At 42.8% G+C, this 16,176-nt stretch carries 15 protein-coding genes and 1 pseudogene; 11 read left to right on the top strand and 5 right to left on the bottom strand.

Annotated features, from left to right (window positions below; translation table 11 throughout):
* Positions 1-850: 850 nt before the first annotated feature.
* Positions 851-1,555, top strand: coding sequence for a carboxy-S-adenosyl-L-methionine synthase CmoA (gene cmoA, locus Q0340_RS00915; RefSeq protein ID WP_298081778.1), 705 nt, complete (start codon positions 851-853; stop codon positions 1,553-1,555).
* Positions 1,556-1,593: 38 nt separating this feature from the next.
* Here the strand turns inward: cmoA and Q0340_RS00910 are convergent, their stop codons facing one another.
* The 3 genes from Q0340_RS00910 to Q0340_RS00900 form a co-directional block, all read right to left on the bottom strand.
* Positions 1,594-1,989: a hypothetical protein gene (locus Q0340_RS00910; protein ID WP_298081777.1), complete on the bottom strand. Its 396-nt coding sequence runs from the start codon at positions 1,987-1,989 to the stop codon at positions 1,594-1,596.
* A 395-nt stretch (positions 1,990-2,384) separates the two neighbouring features.
* Positions 2,385-2,939 (bottom strand): hypothetical protein, encoded by a 555-nt coding sequence (locus Q0340_RS00905; RefSeq protein WP_298081776.1) that lies wholly within the window; start codon positions 2,937-2,939, stop codon positions 2,385-2,387.
* Entirely contained in the window at positions 2,936-3,214 is a 279-nt protein-coding gene (locus Q0340_RS00900; protein ID WP_298081775.1) for a hypothetical protein, read from the bottom strand. The genes Q0340_RS00905 and Q0340_RS00900 overlap by 4 nt, the downstream gene beginning before the upstream one ends.
* A 140-nt stretch (positions 3,215-3,354) precedes the next feature.
* Between Q0340_RS00900 and Q0340_RS00895 the strand changes: the two genes are divergently transcribed.
* A complete protein-coding gene (locus Q0340_RS00895; RefSeq protein ID WP_298021748.1) occupies positions 3,355-3,615 on the top strand; it encodes a helix-turn-helix transcriptional regulator in 261 nt (86 codons plus the stop codon).
* A gap of 149 nt (positions 3,616-3,764) precedes the next feature.
* Here the strand turns inward: Q0340_RS00895 and rpsO are convergent, their stop codons facing one another.
* On the bottom strand, positions 3,765-4,037 hold the full coding sequence (gene rpsO, locus Q0340_RS00890; RefSeq protein ID WP_005871877.1) for a 30S ribosomal protein S15: 273 nt from the start codon (positions 4,035-4,037) through the stop codon (positions 3,765-3,767).
* A gap of 104 nt (positions 4,038-4,141) precedes the next feature.
* Here rpsO and Q0340_RS00885 point away from each other — a divergent pair, with 104 nt between their 5' ends.
* The 4 genes from Q0340_RS00885 (at position 4,142) to dctP (ending at position 8,103) form a co-directional block, all read left to right on the top strand.
* Positions 4,142-4,555 (top strand): Rrf2 family transcriptional regulator, encoded by a 414-nt coding sequence (locus tag Q0340_RS00885; protein WP_298081774.1) that lies wholly within the window; start codon positions 4,142-4,144, stop codon positions 4,553-4,555.
* The gene (locus Q0340_RS00880; RefSeq protein ID WP_298081773.1) at positions 4,552-5,604 is read left to right on the top strand and encodes a 3'-to-5' oligoribonuclease B; all 1,053 of its coding nucleotides are present in this window, start codon (positions 4,552-4,554) and stop codon (positions 5,602-5,604) included. The genes Q0340_RS00885 and Q0340_RS00880 overlap by 4 nt, the downstream gene beginning before the upstream one ends.
* Positions 5,594-5,836 carry a hypothetical protein gene (locus tag Q0340_RS00875; RefSeq protein WP_297901012.1) on the top strand — a complete coding sequence of 81 codons (243 nt, stop codon included), beginning with the start codon at positions 5,594-5,596 and terminating at the stop codon, positions 5,834-5,836. Before Q0340_RS00880 ends, Q0340_RS00875 begins: the two co-directional genes overlap by 11 nt.
* A gap of 1,073 nt (positions 5,837-6,909) precedes the next feature.
* Complete coding sequence (dctP, locus tag Q0340_RS00870; RefSeq protein WP_298081772.1) at positions 6,910-8,103, top strand: TRAP transporter substrate-binding protein DctP; 1,194 nt, start codon at positions 6,910-6,912, stop codon at positions 8,101-8,103.
* Between the two features lie 949 nt (positions 8,104-9,052).
* Here the strand turns inward: dctP and Q0340_RS12330 are convergent.
* Positions 9,053-11,320: a molybdopterin-dependent oxidoreductase gene (locus Q0340_RS12330; RefSeq protein WP_298028413.1), complete on the bottom strand. Its 2,268-nt coding sequence runs from the start codon at positions 11,318-11,320 to the stop codon at positions 9,053-9,055.
* Between the two features lie 394 nt (positions 11,321-11,714).
* Here Q0340_RS12330 and Q0340_RS00855 point away from each other — a divergent pair, with 394 nt between their 5' ends.
* The 5 genes and pseudogenes from Q0340_RS00855 to Q0340_RS00835 form a co-directional block, all read left to right on the top strand.
* Positions 11,715-12,314, top strand: coding sequence for a 4Fe-4S dicluster domain-containing protein (locus tag Q0340_RS00855; protein WP_005871891.1), 600 nt, complete (start codon positions 11,715-11,717; stop codon positions 12,312-12,314).
* Complete coding sequence (locus Q0340_RS00850; protein WP_298081771.1) at positions 12,311-14,284, top strand: proton-conducting transporter membrane subunit; 1,974 nt, start codon at positions 12,311-12,313, stop codon at positions 14,282-14,284. Before Q0340_RS00855 ends, Q0340_RS00850 begins: the two co-directional genes overlap by 4 nt.
* Before the next feature lie 10 nt (positions 14,285-14,294).
* Positions 14,295-15,233 carry an NADH-quinone oxidoreductase subunit H gene (locus Q0340_RS00845; protein ID WP_291936444.1) on the top strand — a complete coding sequence of 313 codons (939 nt, stop codon included), beginning with the start codon at positions 14,295-14,297 and terminating at the stop codon, positions 15,231-15,233.
* Position 15,234: 1 nt separating this feature from the next.
* On the top strand, positions 15,235-15,879 hold the full coding sequence (hyfE, locus tag Q0340_RS00840; protein WP_297916762.1) for a hydrogenase 4 membrane subunit: 645 nt from the start codon (positions 15,235-15,237) through the stop codon (positions 15,877-15,879).
* A gap of 2 nt (positions 15,880-15,881) precedes the next feature.
* Positions 15,882-16,176, top strand: a pseudogene (locus Q0340_RS00835) (hydrogenase 4 subunit F); the annotation flags it as partial.

Below are 16,176 nucleotides of genomic sequence, written 5' to 3'. Positions count from 1 at the left end.
ATCTACGGCACATTAAATGAGCCATTTGGGTCGTCCCGTATAAAAGTCATGCGCCCGTTGTCACTGAAAATACTTGGTACACCATCTGTGTCTGCGATGCCATATGGGAAGTGTACACAAAAGCGGCGCGCAAGCCGATAAAAAGTCGTTAAATTTTAACGACATACCGCCTGCAGGACTTTAACGTACTTTGGGCTTAGGCTTATGTAAGGCGAGGCAAAGTGCAAACCGCGCCAAAAATTAAGGGCAATAAAAAATCTTAGTTGTGCTACGAAGCTTTAAAATTTAGCAGGGCTAAGCCGCCAAGCAAGAGCCAAGCGGCTAAATTATGCGCCTAGCTAAACGCGGGATTTTGTCAAGCGGCCCCATTTTACAGCGCATAAAATCGCAAAATGGGCGCGAAATTCTACCAATAGAGCTTTGGCTATGCTTTGAGTTTAAGTTCGTAATTAAAGAATTTAAAGGAACTGTTTTGGTAGCGTGAGATTTGGCGACATAAAATTAATGCTGCGAAAATACGGCGTAGAATTTTAAAGATGTATTTGCGCGGTGCGGAATTTTAGGGCCTATCAAGCAAGACGTGAAATTTAATCATGCATCGAGCGTGTCCGGGTTAGAAGTTGGGCGCAAACTGGGATGCAGCTCGCTTGCATCAAAAGTGCCCATGCTGCGTTTAAAATTTAGGTATGCTTACGCGCGGGGCAAACTAAGCGCAATAATTCCATGCGTAGCGGTCGCAAATCGAGTGTCGCGTAAGCGCAGAAAGCACGGCGTGAGAATTATGCGCTTAGCATGCGTAGGAAGTATAAATCAAGTGCTGCGCGAATAGCGAAACTAAAAAAGGAAACAGATGAAAGACGAAATTTTTAAAGAGCCTATCAAAAAACAGTTTGAGTTTGACGCCAGCGTCGCGTCGGTTTTTGATGATATGATCGGGCGCAGCGTGCCGTTTTATGAGGCTAGCACGCGGCTTAGTAGCGAGCTTTTGGCGAGGATACTGCCACAAAAGGCCCGCGTGATCGATCTTGGCTGCTCGACTGCGACCGCGCTGCTGGCGCTGTTTGCGCTGCGCCCCGATCTGCGGCTGTGCGGCATCGACAGCTCGGAGGCGATGATACAAAACGCCCGCGCCAAGGCGGCGGCGTTCGGCGCCGAGCTCGAGCTTAGCGTATCGGACGTGCTGGATGCGAGCCTCGCGGACTGCGACGCCGTGATTTTAAACTACACATTGCAGTTTATCAGGCCGCCGCGCCGAGCCGCGCTCGTGAGTAAAATTTACGACGGATTGCGTGAGGGCGGGGTTTTGATCTTTAGCGAAAAGATCATCTACGAAGAGCCTGCGCTCGCGCGTCAGATGATCGAAATTTACGAGGATTACAAGCGCGCGCAGGGCTATTCGCGCTACGAGATCGCGCAAAAACGCGAGGCGCTCGAAAACGTACTCGTGCCCTACACCGAAGCGGAAAACCACGCCTTGGCGCTAAGCGCGGGCTTTAAGCGCGTCGAGAGCATCTTTAAATGGGCGAATTTTATGAGCTTCGCGGCGTTTAAATGACCTCTCTATACCCTCTAAAGATACTTTTACTCTAAAATTTATCTATATTTGGCACAACCTTCCTTGCTTACAGATAATTCAAATAGATTTTTTCCATCTTCGGTTTTATAAAATGAAGTGTGCTTGTTAATATAGTCAAAAAATCCACCCATATTTAAAAACCTACAAAACTGCGGACTCGCATTATTAGCCATGTGATTTTCTAATTCTTCAATACTCATATTGCTATTATTTAGAAATAGATTTGTCAAAATCACTACTCTGTTCAGATTCCCATATTCATCACAAAAAGGTTCATTTATAATAATCATGTTTTGCTGATTTATAGGATATTTTTCATAACTTAAAATTTGTTGCAACGCTATATTGCAACTTTGTTTATTTGCAGAAAAACAACAAGAACATACAACCAAAAAGGCTAGTACTTTTTTCATTTTTAATTCCTCTTATTAAAATTCACAATAATTTTTTCCAAAAAATATAATATACAGATTATTATCGTTGCCACGATAATAACCCACATATCCAAATTCATAACCAAATTGTTCATATCTACAACTTTCCATAGTTGCGTACATGCCATTTATCATATAAGATTTGGCTGTTATTATAAAACATATAGAAATCAATAATATTTTCATGACTACCTTCCTTATGAAAAAATTCTCACAATAAAAATGATTGCCGAGATGATATAAAGCCACTTAAAAAGCCTATTTAATAAAAATATATGATCTCTATATGGGTTATACGGATTGAACGATGGTCTAAAACTCATACAGTATAATAGGAAAAATATAATTGAGATCAAAAGTGACATCTATGCTCCTTATCTGTATATATCATTGATTACTATTGAATTTAAAACCTGATATATTGTATCTTCTAGGGTCAATAATTTCTGCATATCAACAGAAACAAAATTTATTTCTATAAGATAGTCTCTATAGAATACAAAATATGTATTATTATAGCTTGTAATTTCTAGATTTAATCTCTTTCCCAAAATCTCACTTACCATACCAACAGCTGGTAAATTTTCAATAACTAGCATATCACAAGAAATTAACCGCGATAGCATATTATTTTTAGACATATCCACTATATTGGACTCACAAAATTCTTTGTAATTAGTTTGATTCAATTCTACTCCCATAAAATCCGGTGATTTATATATTAGGACCATAATCATATTTAAATTTGTATCTATAAATTTTAAAACCACATTTGGTCTATAACCATCCTTCAATATAAAGGAATTAGGAATTCCTATTTTCAAATCAAGACCTTTCGCCTTAGGATTATTTTGAGTGGAATAATAGGTATATCCGTCCAATGAAAATGCACTCATAAAAAGAGCAATCATGGAAATAATAGCTTTCATCTTTGCTCTTCTTCCGTATGCTCGCGGTCAATCTTTCTGTAAAAGAAAAAATAAAGTCGTTTGGTGATCCAAATAAAAAATGAAAACAACGCCAATATGAGTATTGGTCCCATTTTTAGGTTATTAAATAAAAGCAAAAAATTTAGAGATCCAACTACTATAAAGAAAGTAATGAATCCTAAAATGCAAGCCAAAATAAAGGCTACAAATTTTTTCATATTTACCTCTTTTGAATTTATTGCTTTTTTATAAAACAAAATTACAAATCCATCCATGATTTTCATTTAAAATTAAAAAAATTTCAAAATTACATCATTTACAATTTAATCTCTATAGAAATAATCGCTGATGGAAATTGAAAAAGCATTATATAAGAACTAAACTTATAGAAAACTTTTATATAGGAATTATTTCTATGCTTTCTTTGCCGCAAATAACTACAAAAGAAGAAGATGAAGAATTTTTAAAAATCGTAGCAAGCAATGTTAAGAGAATACGCCAAGAATGTGGTTTAAGCCAGCTAGAAACTGCCCTAAGCATAGGTCAAGCTTCAAACGGATTTTACGCAAACATGGAAAATTTCACAGATCAAAAACGATTCAATTTGCTTCATCTATACAAGCTCTCGAAGCTTTTCAGGTGCAATATAGATGAATTTTTTAAAGATATAAAATAACAAAAAGTATGACTCACAAATAAAAACGCCTGCTTTGGGTTTAAAATCCCAAAGCAGGCACTGTTGCAGCAATAAATTTAAATGCTACCGATGACAAATTTTTAGCTCATTCATAGCGATGGAATTTCAATCGCCGCGAGCAAAGGAGCTTATTTATCTCTTAAATTTAACTCGCTAACGAGCTTGGAGTAAACTGCGTAGTCTTTGTTTTTAAGATATTTCATCATTCTTTTGCGCTGACCTACTAGCTTTAGCAGTCCTAAGCGAGATGAAAAATCTTTCGGATTTGCTTGCAAATGAGTGGTAAGAAGCGTGATCCTCTCGGTAAGAAGCGCGATTTGCACCTCCGCAGAACCTGTATCTTTCTCTCTTCTAGCGAATTTCGCAACTATCTGTGCTTTTTGAGCCGTGTCTAAAGCCATGATGACCTCCTGATCGGTAAAATAGGAGGCGATTATACTTAATTAACCTAAATTTTTGCTTTCTTTGTGTAAAATGCACGCTTTGACACCAAAGGAGAAAATAAATGCTTTTTACAAAAGCAAGCGAATACGCCCTGCTTTCAATGATCTGCATCGCGGGCAAGGAGGAATCGATGGATGTCGATTCGATCTCTAGCGAGCTTGGAATTTCACGCAGCTTTTTGGCTAAAATTTTACAAAATTTAGCTCGCGCGAGACTTTTAAATTCCTTCAAAGGCGCCAAGGGCGGCTTTGTGCTCGCGCGCAATGCGGACAAGATCACGCTAAGCGAGATCATCAAAAGCGCCGAAAGACGCAAGGCGACAGTATTTGACTGCACCGCCGAGGGGATCGACGCCTGCCCGAACGGTCGCACGCTATGCCGCGTCAATCTAATGTTCGGCGAGCTTCAAGAGAAAGTCGATGAGTATATGGATACGATCACGCTAGCAGACATCATCGGCAAAGAACGCAAATGAAAATATATCACCTCAGCCACACCGATCTGGACGGCTACGGCGCGCAGTTCGTCACGGCGCACTACTTGACGGACGTGGAATTTTTCAACGCCAACTACGGCAAGGAGATAAACGAAAAATTTGATCTCATCCTCGCTAGTATCGACGAGCGGCTCGCCGTAGACGCAGGCGAGAAAAGCCTGGTTTTAATCACCGATCTAAATTTACTGCCCGCGCAGTGCGAGAAATTTAGCGGCGAGATAGCCCGTCGCAACGCCCGCGTAATCCTTTTGGATCATCATCAAAGCGGGCTTGAGTGCGCGAAAAAATTCCCGTGGTATTTTTTGGATTCATCGCGCTGCGCCACGAAGATCACCTATGATTTTTTCAGCGCGATGTTCGGCGGCTCGCCGCGGCTGGATAAACTCGTGCGCATCGTAAACGCCGTGGACATCTGGCTGAAAGACGAAAGCGAGTTTGAGCTCGGCAAGGTCTGCCTCGGCATAGTCTCGGGCGCGAAAGAGATCAATAAAATTATGTTTGAGCAGGAGAGCAGGGATTATATCTTTTTCCTGTTAGAAAAAATTTTTAAATTTCAAGACGAGCCGAGCGCACACATCGCGCTAGATAGCGCGTTGCACGGCATAAAGAAAGAATTTTTTAAAAGCGAGCGCGACGATACGCTAAGCAATCTCGTCTCGCACTTCGTAGTCGCCCGTCTAAGCGCGCAAAAGCAGCGCTTCGCGATCAATTATCTAGGTAAAAAAGGTATTTTGACCTACAATATCGGCAACGTAAGCGTCATCGGCAACGATTTTTTGACGCAAAACCCCGATGTCGATTTTTTCATCGACGTAACGAGCAAAAAAACGCTCAGCTTCCGCGCAGACGGCAAGATCGACGTAAGCGAAATGGCAAAGCTGCTCCTCGGCGGCGGCGGACACGTAAATGCGAGCGGCGGGATGTTTGCGGGCTTTAAGGACGCGAGCTCGTACGAAGCCGTAAAGGCGCAAATCGTGGATCTAATCGAGAAAAAAACTCAAATTTCAAAGGAAGAAGATGAAAAATAATGACGAAAAAATCGCCGAGCAGGACCTCATCTACGAGATTAATATCCTGCTTGACGCGATGCTACTTTATGCGGGCGTGAAACGCGAGCGGCTCGCTGATGCGGCGCAGCTGTATATCGAAAACATCGACACAGTGCTTGCGAACTCGGACGCTAGCGGCGCGGATGAGGTAATCGCCGTGGTCGAGTTTTTGCGCGGCAAACACGCGGAGTTATTCGAAAATAAGGGCTAGCTCGCGAAATTTTAAGCGAAATTTTGCGAGATAAAATTTTACGAAGCGCAAACTATGCGGAGTAGAATTTCATTTAGCGCAAAAATTTATAGAGCGAGAGATCCGCGAGATAAAATTTTGCGAAATAGAATTTCTAAAATACGGAATGCGAAATACGGAATTTTGGGGACTTAGGCTTAAAATTTTAAAATTTAGCAAGCAGGCTTTGCAAATAAAATTTTAAGGCATGGCAGTTGCAGAATTTTGTTTTAAAATTTTATGCTGTCAAACAAGAGCAAAATTTCAAGGCTTAGAATTTACGCTAAGAAATTCCGCGCAATAGCAAATTTAAAATTTTAAGTGCATTTTGCGGCACGGAATTTTGCAAAAAATTTTAGACAACGCGGGGCGGCTCTGCGTAAAATTCTAATCTAGGCTTCGTGCGGAATTTGCATCAAAACTCCGCGCGGAATTTTGCGCTCAACTAAGGCGCAAAATTTAAATATAAAGGCTAAATCTTTGCTTGCCAGTGTGGCGCGAAGATTGCGCAGATTGCGGAATTTTAAATTTAAAAGCACGATTCTGCCGTCTAAGATCAAAAAATGGCGTGGCGTCTAAGCTTGCCGATAATGACAAAGCTCGCTTTGAAAGGAAGAGAGAATTTTATCTGTAAAAGTGCAGAGATGTCATTTTAAGATACTTTTGTCATTTCTAAGCGAAAGAGATCCGCGCCAGAGGTTTTTAAGCAAGCGCGCTTGATAAAATATTATCGCTAGATATGGCGCAGTAAATACGCCCGAACGTGGCAAAATTAAAACGAACGCGGCGCTCTATCATCGCAAAGCCAGGCATCGTAAAATAAAAAAGCTTAGGCGGAGCGCTTAGAAACAAAATATCGCGAAATAAGACATTTGCAGAGCAAGGCGCCGATAAGATGAAGCGTAGTAAAATAGAATAGCAAAGCAACGTGTCGATAAAATAGACACCATGAAGCAGAATTTCGTAGCAGTAACGCAGAGCGCGATTAAATTTTAAGCAGGCGGCGCGCTAAATTTTGAAATTTTATGAATTTAAAACTTTATGAAAGGATATAAATGAAAAAGATTTTTTTGTTTGCATGTCTCATGCTTTTGGGCTCGCAGCTTTTCGGCGACGATAAGGTCTATCGCCTAAGACTTGCTAGTACGTGGGAGGCGACTACGCCCGTTTTGGGCGCTGCTGCTGAGGATTTTAAAAACTATGCCGAAAGCCTTAGCGGTGGTAGGCTTCAGATCCGCATCGATACGCCGAGCAAGCACAAGGCAAGCTTTGGCATATTCGACTTCGTCAAAAGCGGTCAATACGATCTAGGATATACTTCGCTTTATTATTATAAAGGCAAAGACGCCAAAACTATGCTCTGGACGGCAGTGCCTTTCGGTATGACTACTGATGAGCAGCACGCGTGGTATTACTATGGTGGTGGGCGAGAGCTTAATGATAAGATGTTCGCGCAATACGGCATGAAGACCTTTTTGATGGGATCTACCGGCATGCAAATGGGTGGCTGGTTTAAAAAAGAGATCAACTCGGTTGCAGATTTGCAAGGGCTTAAATTCCGCATACCGGGGCTAGGCGGAGAGGTGATGAGCAAGCTGGGCGCTACTATAAACACGGTGCCTACGGGCGAGCTATTTATGGCGTTAGAAATGGGTACGATCGATGCGGTCGAGTGGGTAAGCCCTGTCTATGATATGCCACTTGGATTTCACAAAGTGGCTAAATACTACTACACAGGCTGGCAAGAGCCTATGGGAGACTGCCAACTGCTGGTAAATCAAAAGGCGCTAGAGAAGCTGCCTGCGGATCTTCAAGCGATCTTAGAGGCTGCAGCAAGACTTGCCGGAGAGAACTTCCAAAATAAGGGCTTTTACGAAAACGCTCGCATTTGGGCGGAGCTAAAAGCGCAGTTTCCGGACGTGCAGGTGCGCGACTTCCCTGCGGACGTGATAGCCGCGCTTAAAAAAGCAACGAATGAAATCTTAGACGAGGAAGCGGCGAAAGATCCGATGTTTAAAGAGATCCTAGACAGCCAGCGCGCATTTTTGAAAATCGGTAGAGAATGGAATAAAATAAGCACCGTAGCCTACATAAATAACGTAAGCGGTATCGCGGGCGAAAGCTTAGCAAATCCAATCTCCGCAGGCTCTAGCGGTACGACAAACTCAGATTCTGCAAGCAGCGAAAATCACGGCGCTGCAAGCGATTCTAACACGACTGACGGCAAAAATTTAGGCGCGATAAAGTAGAGCGGGCGCTGCGAGCGATAAAAATAAGGCGCGACGAACAGATCTGGCGCAATAAGTAGCTCAGGCGCGACAAGCGGCAGAAATTTTAACTACTTTTGCATAAAGTAGATGGAATTCTGCCGCAGAAGCTTTGGCGCAATAACTTCAATATCAGAGCCTAGTTTCATAAATCTCACCCGCAAGCAGGCAGTAGCTTTGGCGCAATAGCTTCAATATCGCAAGTAGCGCGATCTAGCGCAGCAAAGGGCTCCCGCGTGAAAATAGAACGCCAAAAACACGCGATAAAATAAAATTCTAAAAATTCTAAATTCCAAGCACGACGGAATTCGGAATTTTAAATCTAAAATTTTAAAATCAAAATTTATGGATTTCAGACGAAGCGCGAAACTACTCAGCTATGCCATAAACCGACATTTGCGACCATTAAGACTAAAAGCCGCGTCTAGCGCTTTAAAAGCCTATGAGCCTTTTGCATTTATATATTAAAATCACAAAAATTGCATTTGCGTTATTAAAATTGCAGCGTTGCTTGGCAATATAGGCTAATTCTCATAAAATCAGCCTGTACGCGTTAAAATTTAATCAATAATGTAATTTGGTAAGATTTGTCGCGATAAAATAGCCTTATTATCATGCTTATCTTTAAAATTTACTCCATTGCGCCGCTCTTATAGAGACTACATTTATTAGGATTTGATAAATCACGAATGCCCAGTATCTGCCGCCACATCTATTAACGCAATAGCAGATAAATTTCACACCCTCTTATCGATAGTGCAACTACGCAAAAAAGCGTATTAATACCGCGAAATTTATTGAATTCTTGAAATTTTTGATCTTTAAAATATCGCAAGACGGCTAGATCGCCAAAATTTCATATTATTTGAATTGATTGTTAAAAAGTAGATTCGGAAGCATAGCCCCCGAATCTACGGATAAGATTAAATTCTTAGAATTTAATCGGATGGTGGTGGAAGTCGTCGTAAACGACCTTGTTGGTCTGAAACTTAATGCGCTTAAGCTCGCGGATACGCAAAAATTCCTCTTCGTCGATCTTTTTGATCTGAATCGCTGCCTTAAACGTAGGCGTTTTGGCGATTAGATCCCAACCGCCGCTAGTTAGCTCGTTGCAGCAGCTCTCCCAGTAGTGATAAGACATCTGAATGATACCATCCATTATGCACTCGGTAATGTCCGCCTTGATCGCGATATAGCCGTAGCGGCTCCACGCGACGATGAAATCGCCCTGTGAAATTCCATATCGCTCGGCGAGTTTCGGATTCATTTCCGCAATCGGTCCTATCGCGTCGCCGCCCTGCTCGACGGTCTTAGAGCGCCTAGTCATCGCGCCTCCCGCGTACTCGTAAACCTTACGCGTAGTTAGAAGCTGGATCGGGAACTCTGCATCGGTCTTCTCGTCCACGGAGCCCGCCATTACAGGATAATCTTTCGGCATATTCATACGCTTTGCGAATTCCTCTTTGGCGCTTTCGATCTTGCTCTTATCATCCACAAATAGAACCGGGACGAAATTTCCTTTACCGTCCGGGGTAAAGAATTTTTTATCAAGGTACAATGCAGGTCCGCCCATAGAATTCTCATCAGGGCACGGCCAGTGAAGTCCGTGGTATTTTTTGATGCGGTAATAGCTCATTCCGCCGTAGTTGTGCGGAGCTACCCTGCGCACCTCTTCCCAAATCTGCTCTGGAGATTGGAATGTGAAATAATCCCCTAGTCCTAAGCGTCTGGCAAGCTCGCAGATGATAGCCCAGTCTTGTCTAGCTTGTCCCGGAGGGGCAACTACAATCTCGCTATGCTGTACGCGGCGCTCGGCGTTAGCATAAGTACCCTCCTTCTCGCCGCTGCAAGCTCCAGGGAGCACGACATCTGCTTTGCGGCTCGTCTCAGTTAAGAAAATATCTTGGATCACATACATCTCTACCTGCGAAATCGCGCGCAAGAAGTGGTTTGCGTTCGGATCGGTCATAACCGGGTTTTCGCCCATCGTCCAGAAAAATTTTACCCTACCGTCAAGAATTGCGTCAGGCACTTCAGTTTTATGAATACCGATCTTGCCGTTTAGATGACCTTTTGGTAAATTCCACTGGCGCTCAAACCAATCACGGGCACTCTCGTCGGTTACAGCTTTATAGCCGGTAAATACGTTAGGAAGCATTCCCATATCGCAGCAGCCTTGAACGTTTTCTTGTCCACGGATCGGTAGATCGCCGCTTCCAAGCTCGCCTACGTTGCCCGTTACGAGCATTAAATTTGAAATGTCGCAGACTGCGCCCACGCCGTGGTTGAAGTGAGTTACGCCCATGCCGTGCGTGATAACCGCAGGTCGCGTAGTAGCGTAAATTCTAGCCGCTTTTCTAATATCTTCAGCGTTTAACCTAGTGTATTTAGCTACGGCCTCAGGCGAATAATCCTTAACCGCCTCTTTTACATATTCAAAACCCTTGGTGTATTTCTCAACGAATTCGTGATTTACCAAATCCTCGTCGATAATAGCATGGATTAAAGCGTTTATAACCGGGATATTGTGCTCCGGCTCAAGCTGGAGGTGGATATCTGCGCGATTTGCAAATTCCGTCTTAACCGGGTCAATGACGATGAGTTTAGCGCCTCTATTTAGCGCTCTTTGAACGTGCATAGCTACGATCGGGTGACCATTTTCCGGGTTTGAGCCGATCATCATAATGCAGTTGCTGTGAGTTCCGATCTCCGTGAAGCTATTTGTAGCTGCTCCGTTACCGATTGTTTTGGCAAGACCTGCCACAGTCGGAGCGTGTCAAATGCGCGCGCAGTGATCGATATTATTCGTACCTAAAATTCTAAGTAGCTTCTGCGCTACGTAGTTATCCTCATGCGTACAGCGTGCGGAATAGTTTCCGGCTATCGCGTCAGCGCCGTATTTTTCTTTAACCTCGAGCATCTTTTTAGCAACCAAATCAAGCGCTTCGTCCCAGCTAGCCTCGACCAAATCGCCATCTTTACTAAATTTGCCATTCTTTTTACGAATTAGCGGAGTAGTAAGCCTATCTCTAGAGCCTACGTAATTCCATCCGTAATAACCTTTCAAACATAAACAACCCTGATTTACGGGGTTGTCGCTTACGCCGGTTGCGGATTTGATATAATTGTCTTCCGCAGTCAGCTCGATTTGACAGCCTGTGCCACAATAAGGGCATATGACCTTGCCTTTATTCGCCATATTTTCTCCTTTCGAAAATACTAAACATGCAAAATTACCATATATGCAATTTCGGCACAATTATATAAATTCTTACCTAAAATAAAATTGAAATTTTGCCTTAAGCTAAAAGAATTTTTTCAATTATAATTAGGAGTAAGTTGGGGTAATTTAAGTAGTAATTTAAATTTTAAAATATACTTTAATACTGATATACTAGACTTTTAAAGCAAATAATCAACGAACCGGTTTAAAAAAGAAATTAGTTTTTAAATTTAAGCTTTGAAAGCAAATTTATCAAATAAATTCCAAATATCGTCAGATAAATGACGGAATTTTTTTGCGGACTTAAATATAATTACACCAAAATTTTTAGTAAAAAATTTTTAAAATTCCTTAAGTCAAGGAGAAAGGTATGAAACAACATAAATTTGTAATCTGCGATTACAAACGATGTATCGGTTGCACGACGTGCATGGCGGCCTGTTACTCAAGTGCCTACGAGCGCGGCAAGCTTGCTAAATCGCGACTTACCGTGCTTAGACAGGCTTACGGCGTTATGCCTACGCAGTGCAGGCAGTGCGATGACGGACCATGCGCAAATGTCTGCCCTACCGGTGCGCTTCGCTTCGATAATAACTATATCGAATTGCACGAAGAAATTTGCATCGGATGCAAGATGTGTACGCTCGCCTGTCCTTATGGCGCGATCAGCTCGAATGCCGAGCTTATGCCGTCAGTAAATTATGCGGTCGAGCCGAAGTATTATCTCGAGATCGAAAGCCAAGCGGGTGCCAAAAGCACAGCTATCAAATGCGATCTATGCAACGGACGCGAGAACGGTCCTGCATGCGTCGAGGTTTGCCCAACCAGCGCTATCATTATGATAGATCCTAAAGAAGGTAAGCATAAATTGGGCTTTGCGATAGACTACGATGCGGCTAATGCTTTTGCAAAAGACGTATTAAACGGCGAAATCAGTTGCGTCGCCAAAAAAGAAGGAGGCGCAAAATGATAAGCGTCTATACTTTATTTATCGTCAGTGCAGTAATTAGTATTCTTTTATACTGCGCTCCAAAAACTGCCGTTAAGGTGGGATTTGGATTAGGTGCTATCAGCTGTTTTTATGCGATGTGTCATTTCGTAGCCAATATGGGCGTAAGCGATAGCTTCGTTTTGGGCGGTACTTTCTTATATGCGCCAAAATTTGCTTTAAGTCCGCTTGGAAATTTCTTCAGCTTCGTAGTCGTTTTTATAGGCTTTGCAAGCAGCGTTTACGGTATGAGCTACGCCGAGGAATATATCGGAAAAGCAAATATTGGCGTTTTTGCATGTTTATTTAATACCTTCATCTTATCTATGCTTTTAGTCATCAGTGCGGATAATGTATTTTGCTTCGCTGTTTTATGGGAGCTTATGACGTTAATTTCGTCATTTCTAATCATAGTAAACGATGGCAAAGGCACGCTCAAAGCCGTTATGGTATATCTAGGTATAGCGCAGATCGGTGCATTTTGTATCACCTGTGGATTACTTATCATTGCAAACTACGCAGGCAGCTTTGAATTTGCGAAGTGGGGAAACGTAAATATACCGATGGGTGCTTCCGTAGCAGCATTCATCTTGTTTTTGGTCGGCTTCGGCTCAAAAGCTGGAATGTGGCCTTTTCACGTTTGGCTACCGCAAGCTCACCCTGCGGCTCCGTCAAACGTCTCTGCACTGATGAGCGGCGTTATGATTAAAGTAGCGCTCTTTACGCTCGTTAAATTTACACTATTTTTACCGCTAAGTATCTATTTTGGGCTTGCAGTTTTGATCCTAGGAGCAGCTAGCTCGCTTTTTGGCGTTTTATACGCGTTGTGCCAGCACGACTTTAAAGCGCTTCTTGCGTACCACTCGGTTGAAAATATCGGCATTATCTTGCTGGGTCTTGGCACTGGAATTTACGGCGTCGCAGCAGGCAATGTAACGCTAGCCGCAGTCGGATTTTTAGCAGGCTGCTACCACGTAGTAAATCACGCGATATTCAAAGGCTTGCTATTCTTATGTGCAGGCTCTGTAATCCACGCTACTCATACGCAAAATATGGACGTGCTAGGAGGGCTAGCTAAAAAAATGCCTCTAACCGCTATCGGTATGTTTATTGGTATCATGGGTATCGCAGCGCTTCCTCCGGTAAACGGCTTCGTTTCAGAGTGGTTTACCTATCAAGGAATGCTTCAAGGCGCTAAGGAAAGCGGAATTTTCATCAGATACGCTTTCTCTTTAGCAGTAGTCGCACTTGCGCTTACGGGCGTTTTAGTCGGTATGCACCTTAAGCTTTATGCGGTAATCTTCGCAGGAACCCCAAGAGATGAAAAAATTTGGGAAAATGCAAAAGAAAGCCCTCTAGGAATGGTTTTAGGAATGATCATTTTGATGATAGGCTGCGTAGGATTTGGCGTAGGCGCACACTTTATAGTGGGTTACATTATGGAGGCGGTAAATTCTATCACTTCCAATAGAGAATTTGTCGCAAGCCTAGGCGCTTCGTCAATCACTTCGCCTTTGGGAAGTATCGTTTCAACTCCTCTTATTGCAGTGATTTTGTGTTCTACAATGCTGCTTCCGTTTATCATCCTAGCGGTTATGAAAGCAAATCGCGACAAACCTCGTGAGACCGATCCTTGGGCGTGCGGCTTTAAATATAGCCCTCGCATGCAGATAACTGGCGGTCCTTTTACCGGCGATTTAAGAAAGATTATGGACTGGTTATTTAGAGGTCATAAACGCAGAATAGAGCAAAACGGCTACTTCGGACCGATCGAGTATCACAACCACCCACAAGACATTTGGTGGACGATAATTTATCAACCGGTAATCGATTGGAGTAAGAAGATCGCCGATAAGATAGGAATTATTCAAAGCGGCTATGCAAATTTATATACGCTTTACATCCTAATCTATCTTTGCGCGATACTGGGCGTCGGATATTTCTTGATCTAGGAGGTTTAAGATGCAGACTATACAAACTATATTTTTAATGATATTTCAAGTCGCGGTTATCGTCCTAGTCGCTCCACTTTTCGACGGTATGGCGAGAAAACTTCGAGCCAAGCTTCAGTCGAAACAAGGAAGCGATTTTTTCCAGACTTACCGCGATATTATTAAGCTTTTTAAGCGCGGCAGAACCGTTCCTGCGTGCAGCCACTGGGTATTTAGGTGGGCGCCGTTTTTCCTTTTCGCTACTTCGGCAGCGATTTTGGCGGCTATTCCTATTACATACAGCGATCCAACCACCGATAAAATTTTCGGAGCATATTCGGATATTTTCGTTATCCTATATCTAGGCGCGCTTTTGCGCTTCGTATTCGGTGCGGCTTCGATAGATAGCGGTAACCCGTTTGCCGCAACCGGCGGCGGACGCGAGCAGATGCTTGCCGTTTTTGTCGAACCTGTGATGATGATGTGCCTAATCGTAGTAATGATGGCTGCGGGAACTTCAAATTTAGTTGAGATTCAGGGGATGGTACGCAGCGGTCAGATCGGCTATCAAATTCCAAGCTTTGCTGTCGCTTCGATTGCGTTTTTATGGTGCATGTATGTCGAGACCGGCAGAAAGCCATTTGATCTTGCCGAAGCCGAGCAAGAGCTTCAAGAAGGACTTTTGGGCGAATACGCAGGCAGCGATTTGGGCTTAGTGCAAGCGGCGCTTATTTTGAAGCAATTTGCGATGATCGGATTATTCCTAACGATATTTGAGCCGTGGAATTTTAGCAATCCGTTTTTGGCGATCATAATCTTTGTGCTAAAAACCGGCGTATTTTACGTAGCAGCCGTTTTCATCGACAACTTTGGACCACGCTTCAGAATGACTTCGAGCATGCGCAAAATTTCATGCGGCGCTCTTGCCATTGCTTTTGCGGCATTAACGCTTTACGTAGTAGGATTTTAAGATGAATAGTATCGATATTTTAGCAATTTGTATGATCGTAACGTCACTCGCGGTATTCGGACTTAGAAATTTAAAGCTTTCGATCGGAATTTACGCGATTCAGACGCTACTTTTGGTAAGCATATTTTTTATGCTGTATTCTAACTTCAATGCGCCGCAGCTTAGAATTTGGGCGATAGTGGCGTTTTTTACGAAGGTTATTTTCGTGCCAGGAATTTTATTTTGGCTAGTTAAAAAGCTGGATGTGATCAGCGAGGATGAGCCGGTAGGCGGCTTTTTCGTAAGCCCCGTTATTGCGATGGGATTTTCGCTAGCGATTGCGATGACAATCAATCCGATCTTGCTTAAATTCTCTCTTATTCAAGAAAGAATCGTTCTAATAGCGGCGGTAACCGTATTTATGATGGGAATTTTCGGCTTCATGCTAAGAAATTCTTTCATCAAGCAAATTCTAGCCTACTGCCTCTTTGAAAACGGCATCCACCTAAGCCTTGCGCTTATGGCTTACAACTCTCACGAGCTAGTCGAGCTTGGAATTTTAACCGATGCAATCTTTGCGGTTATTATTATGAGCATTTTGGCGGTTAGATTTTACAAAGCTTATGACGGGCTTGATACGTCTAAAGCTTCGAATTTAAGGGGTTAATGATGAATAGTTTAGCTTTTATATTAATTTTTCCGTTGCTCGGAGCGCTGATATTATTCTTATGCCCTAAGAATTTCAAGCTCCTAAGCTCGCTACACGTTTTGATTTCTGCAGTTACATCTGCAGGGCTACTCTGTAACGTAGGAAAGCTTTTAAGCGGCAATGCCGAGGCGTTTTACGCATACGATAAATTCCTATTCCTAGATAGCCTAGGCTGTGTATTTTTAGTACTAATTGCAGTAACGGGCTTTTTAGTAAATTTATACTCCACCACCTATATGAAATGGGAGATACAGG

It is taken from the genome of uncultured Campylobacter sp. (assembly GCF_938045595.1).
In the GTDB taxonomy this organism is placed as follows: Bacteria; Campylobacterota; Campylobacteria; order Campylobacterales; family Campylobacteraceae; genus Campylobacter_B.
The sequence above is the reverse complement of the archived record's forward strand: the minus strand, read 5'-3'. Positions and strand labels throughout refer to the sequence as shown.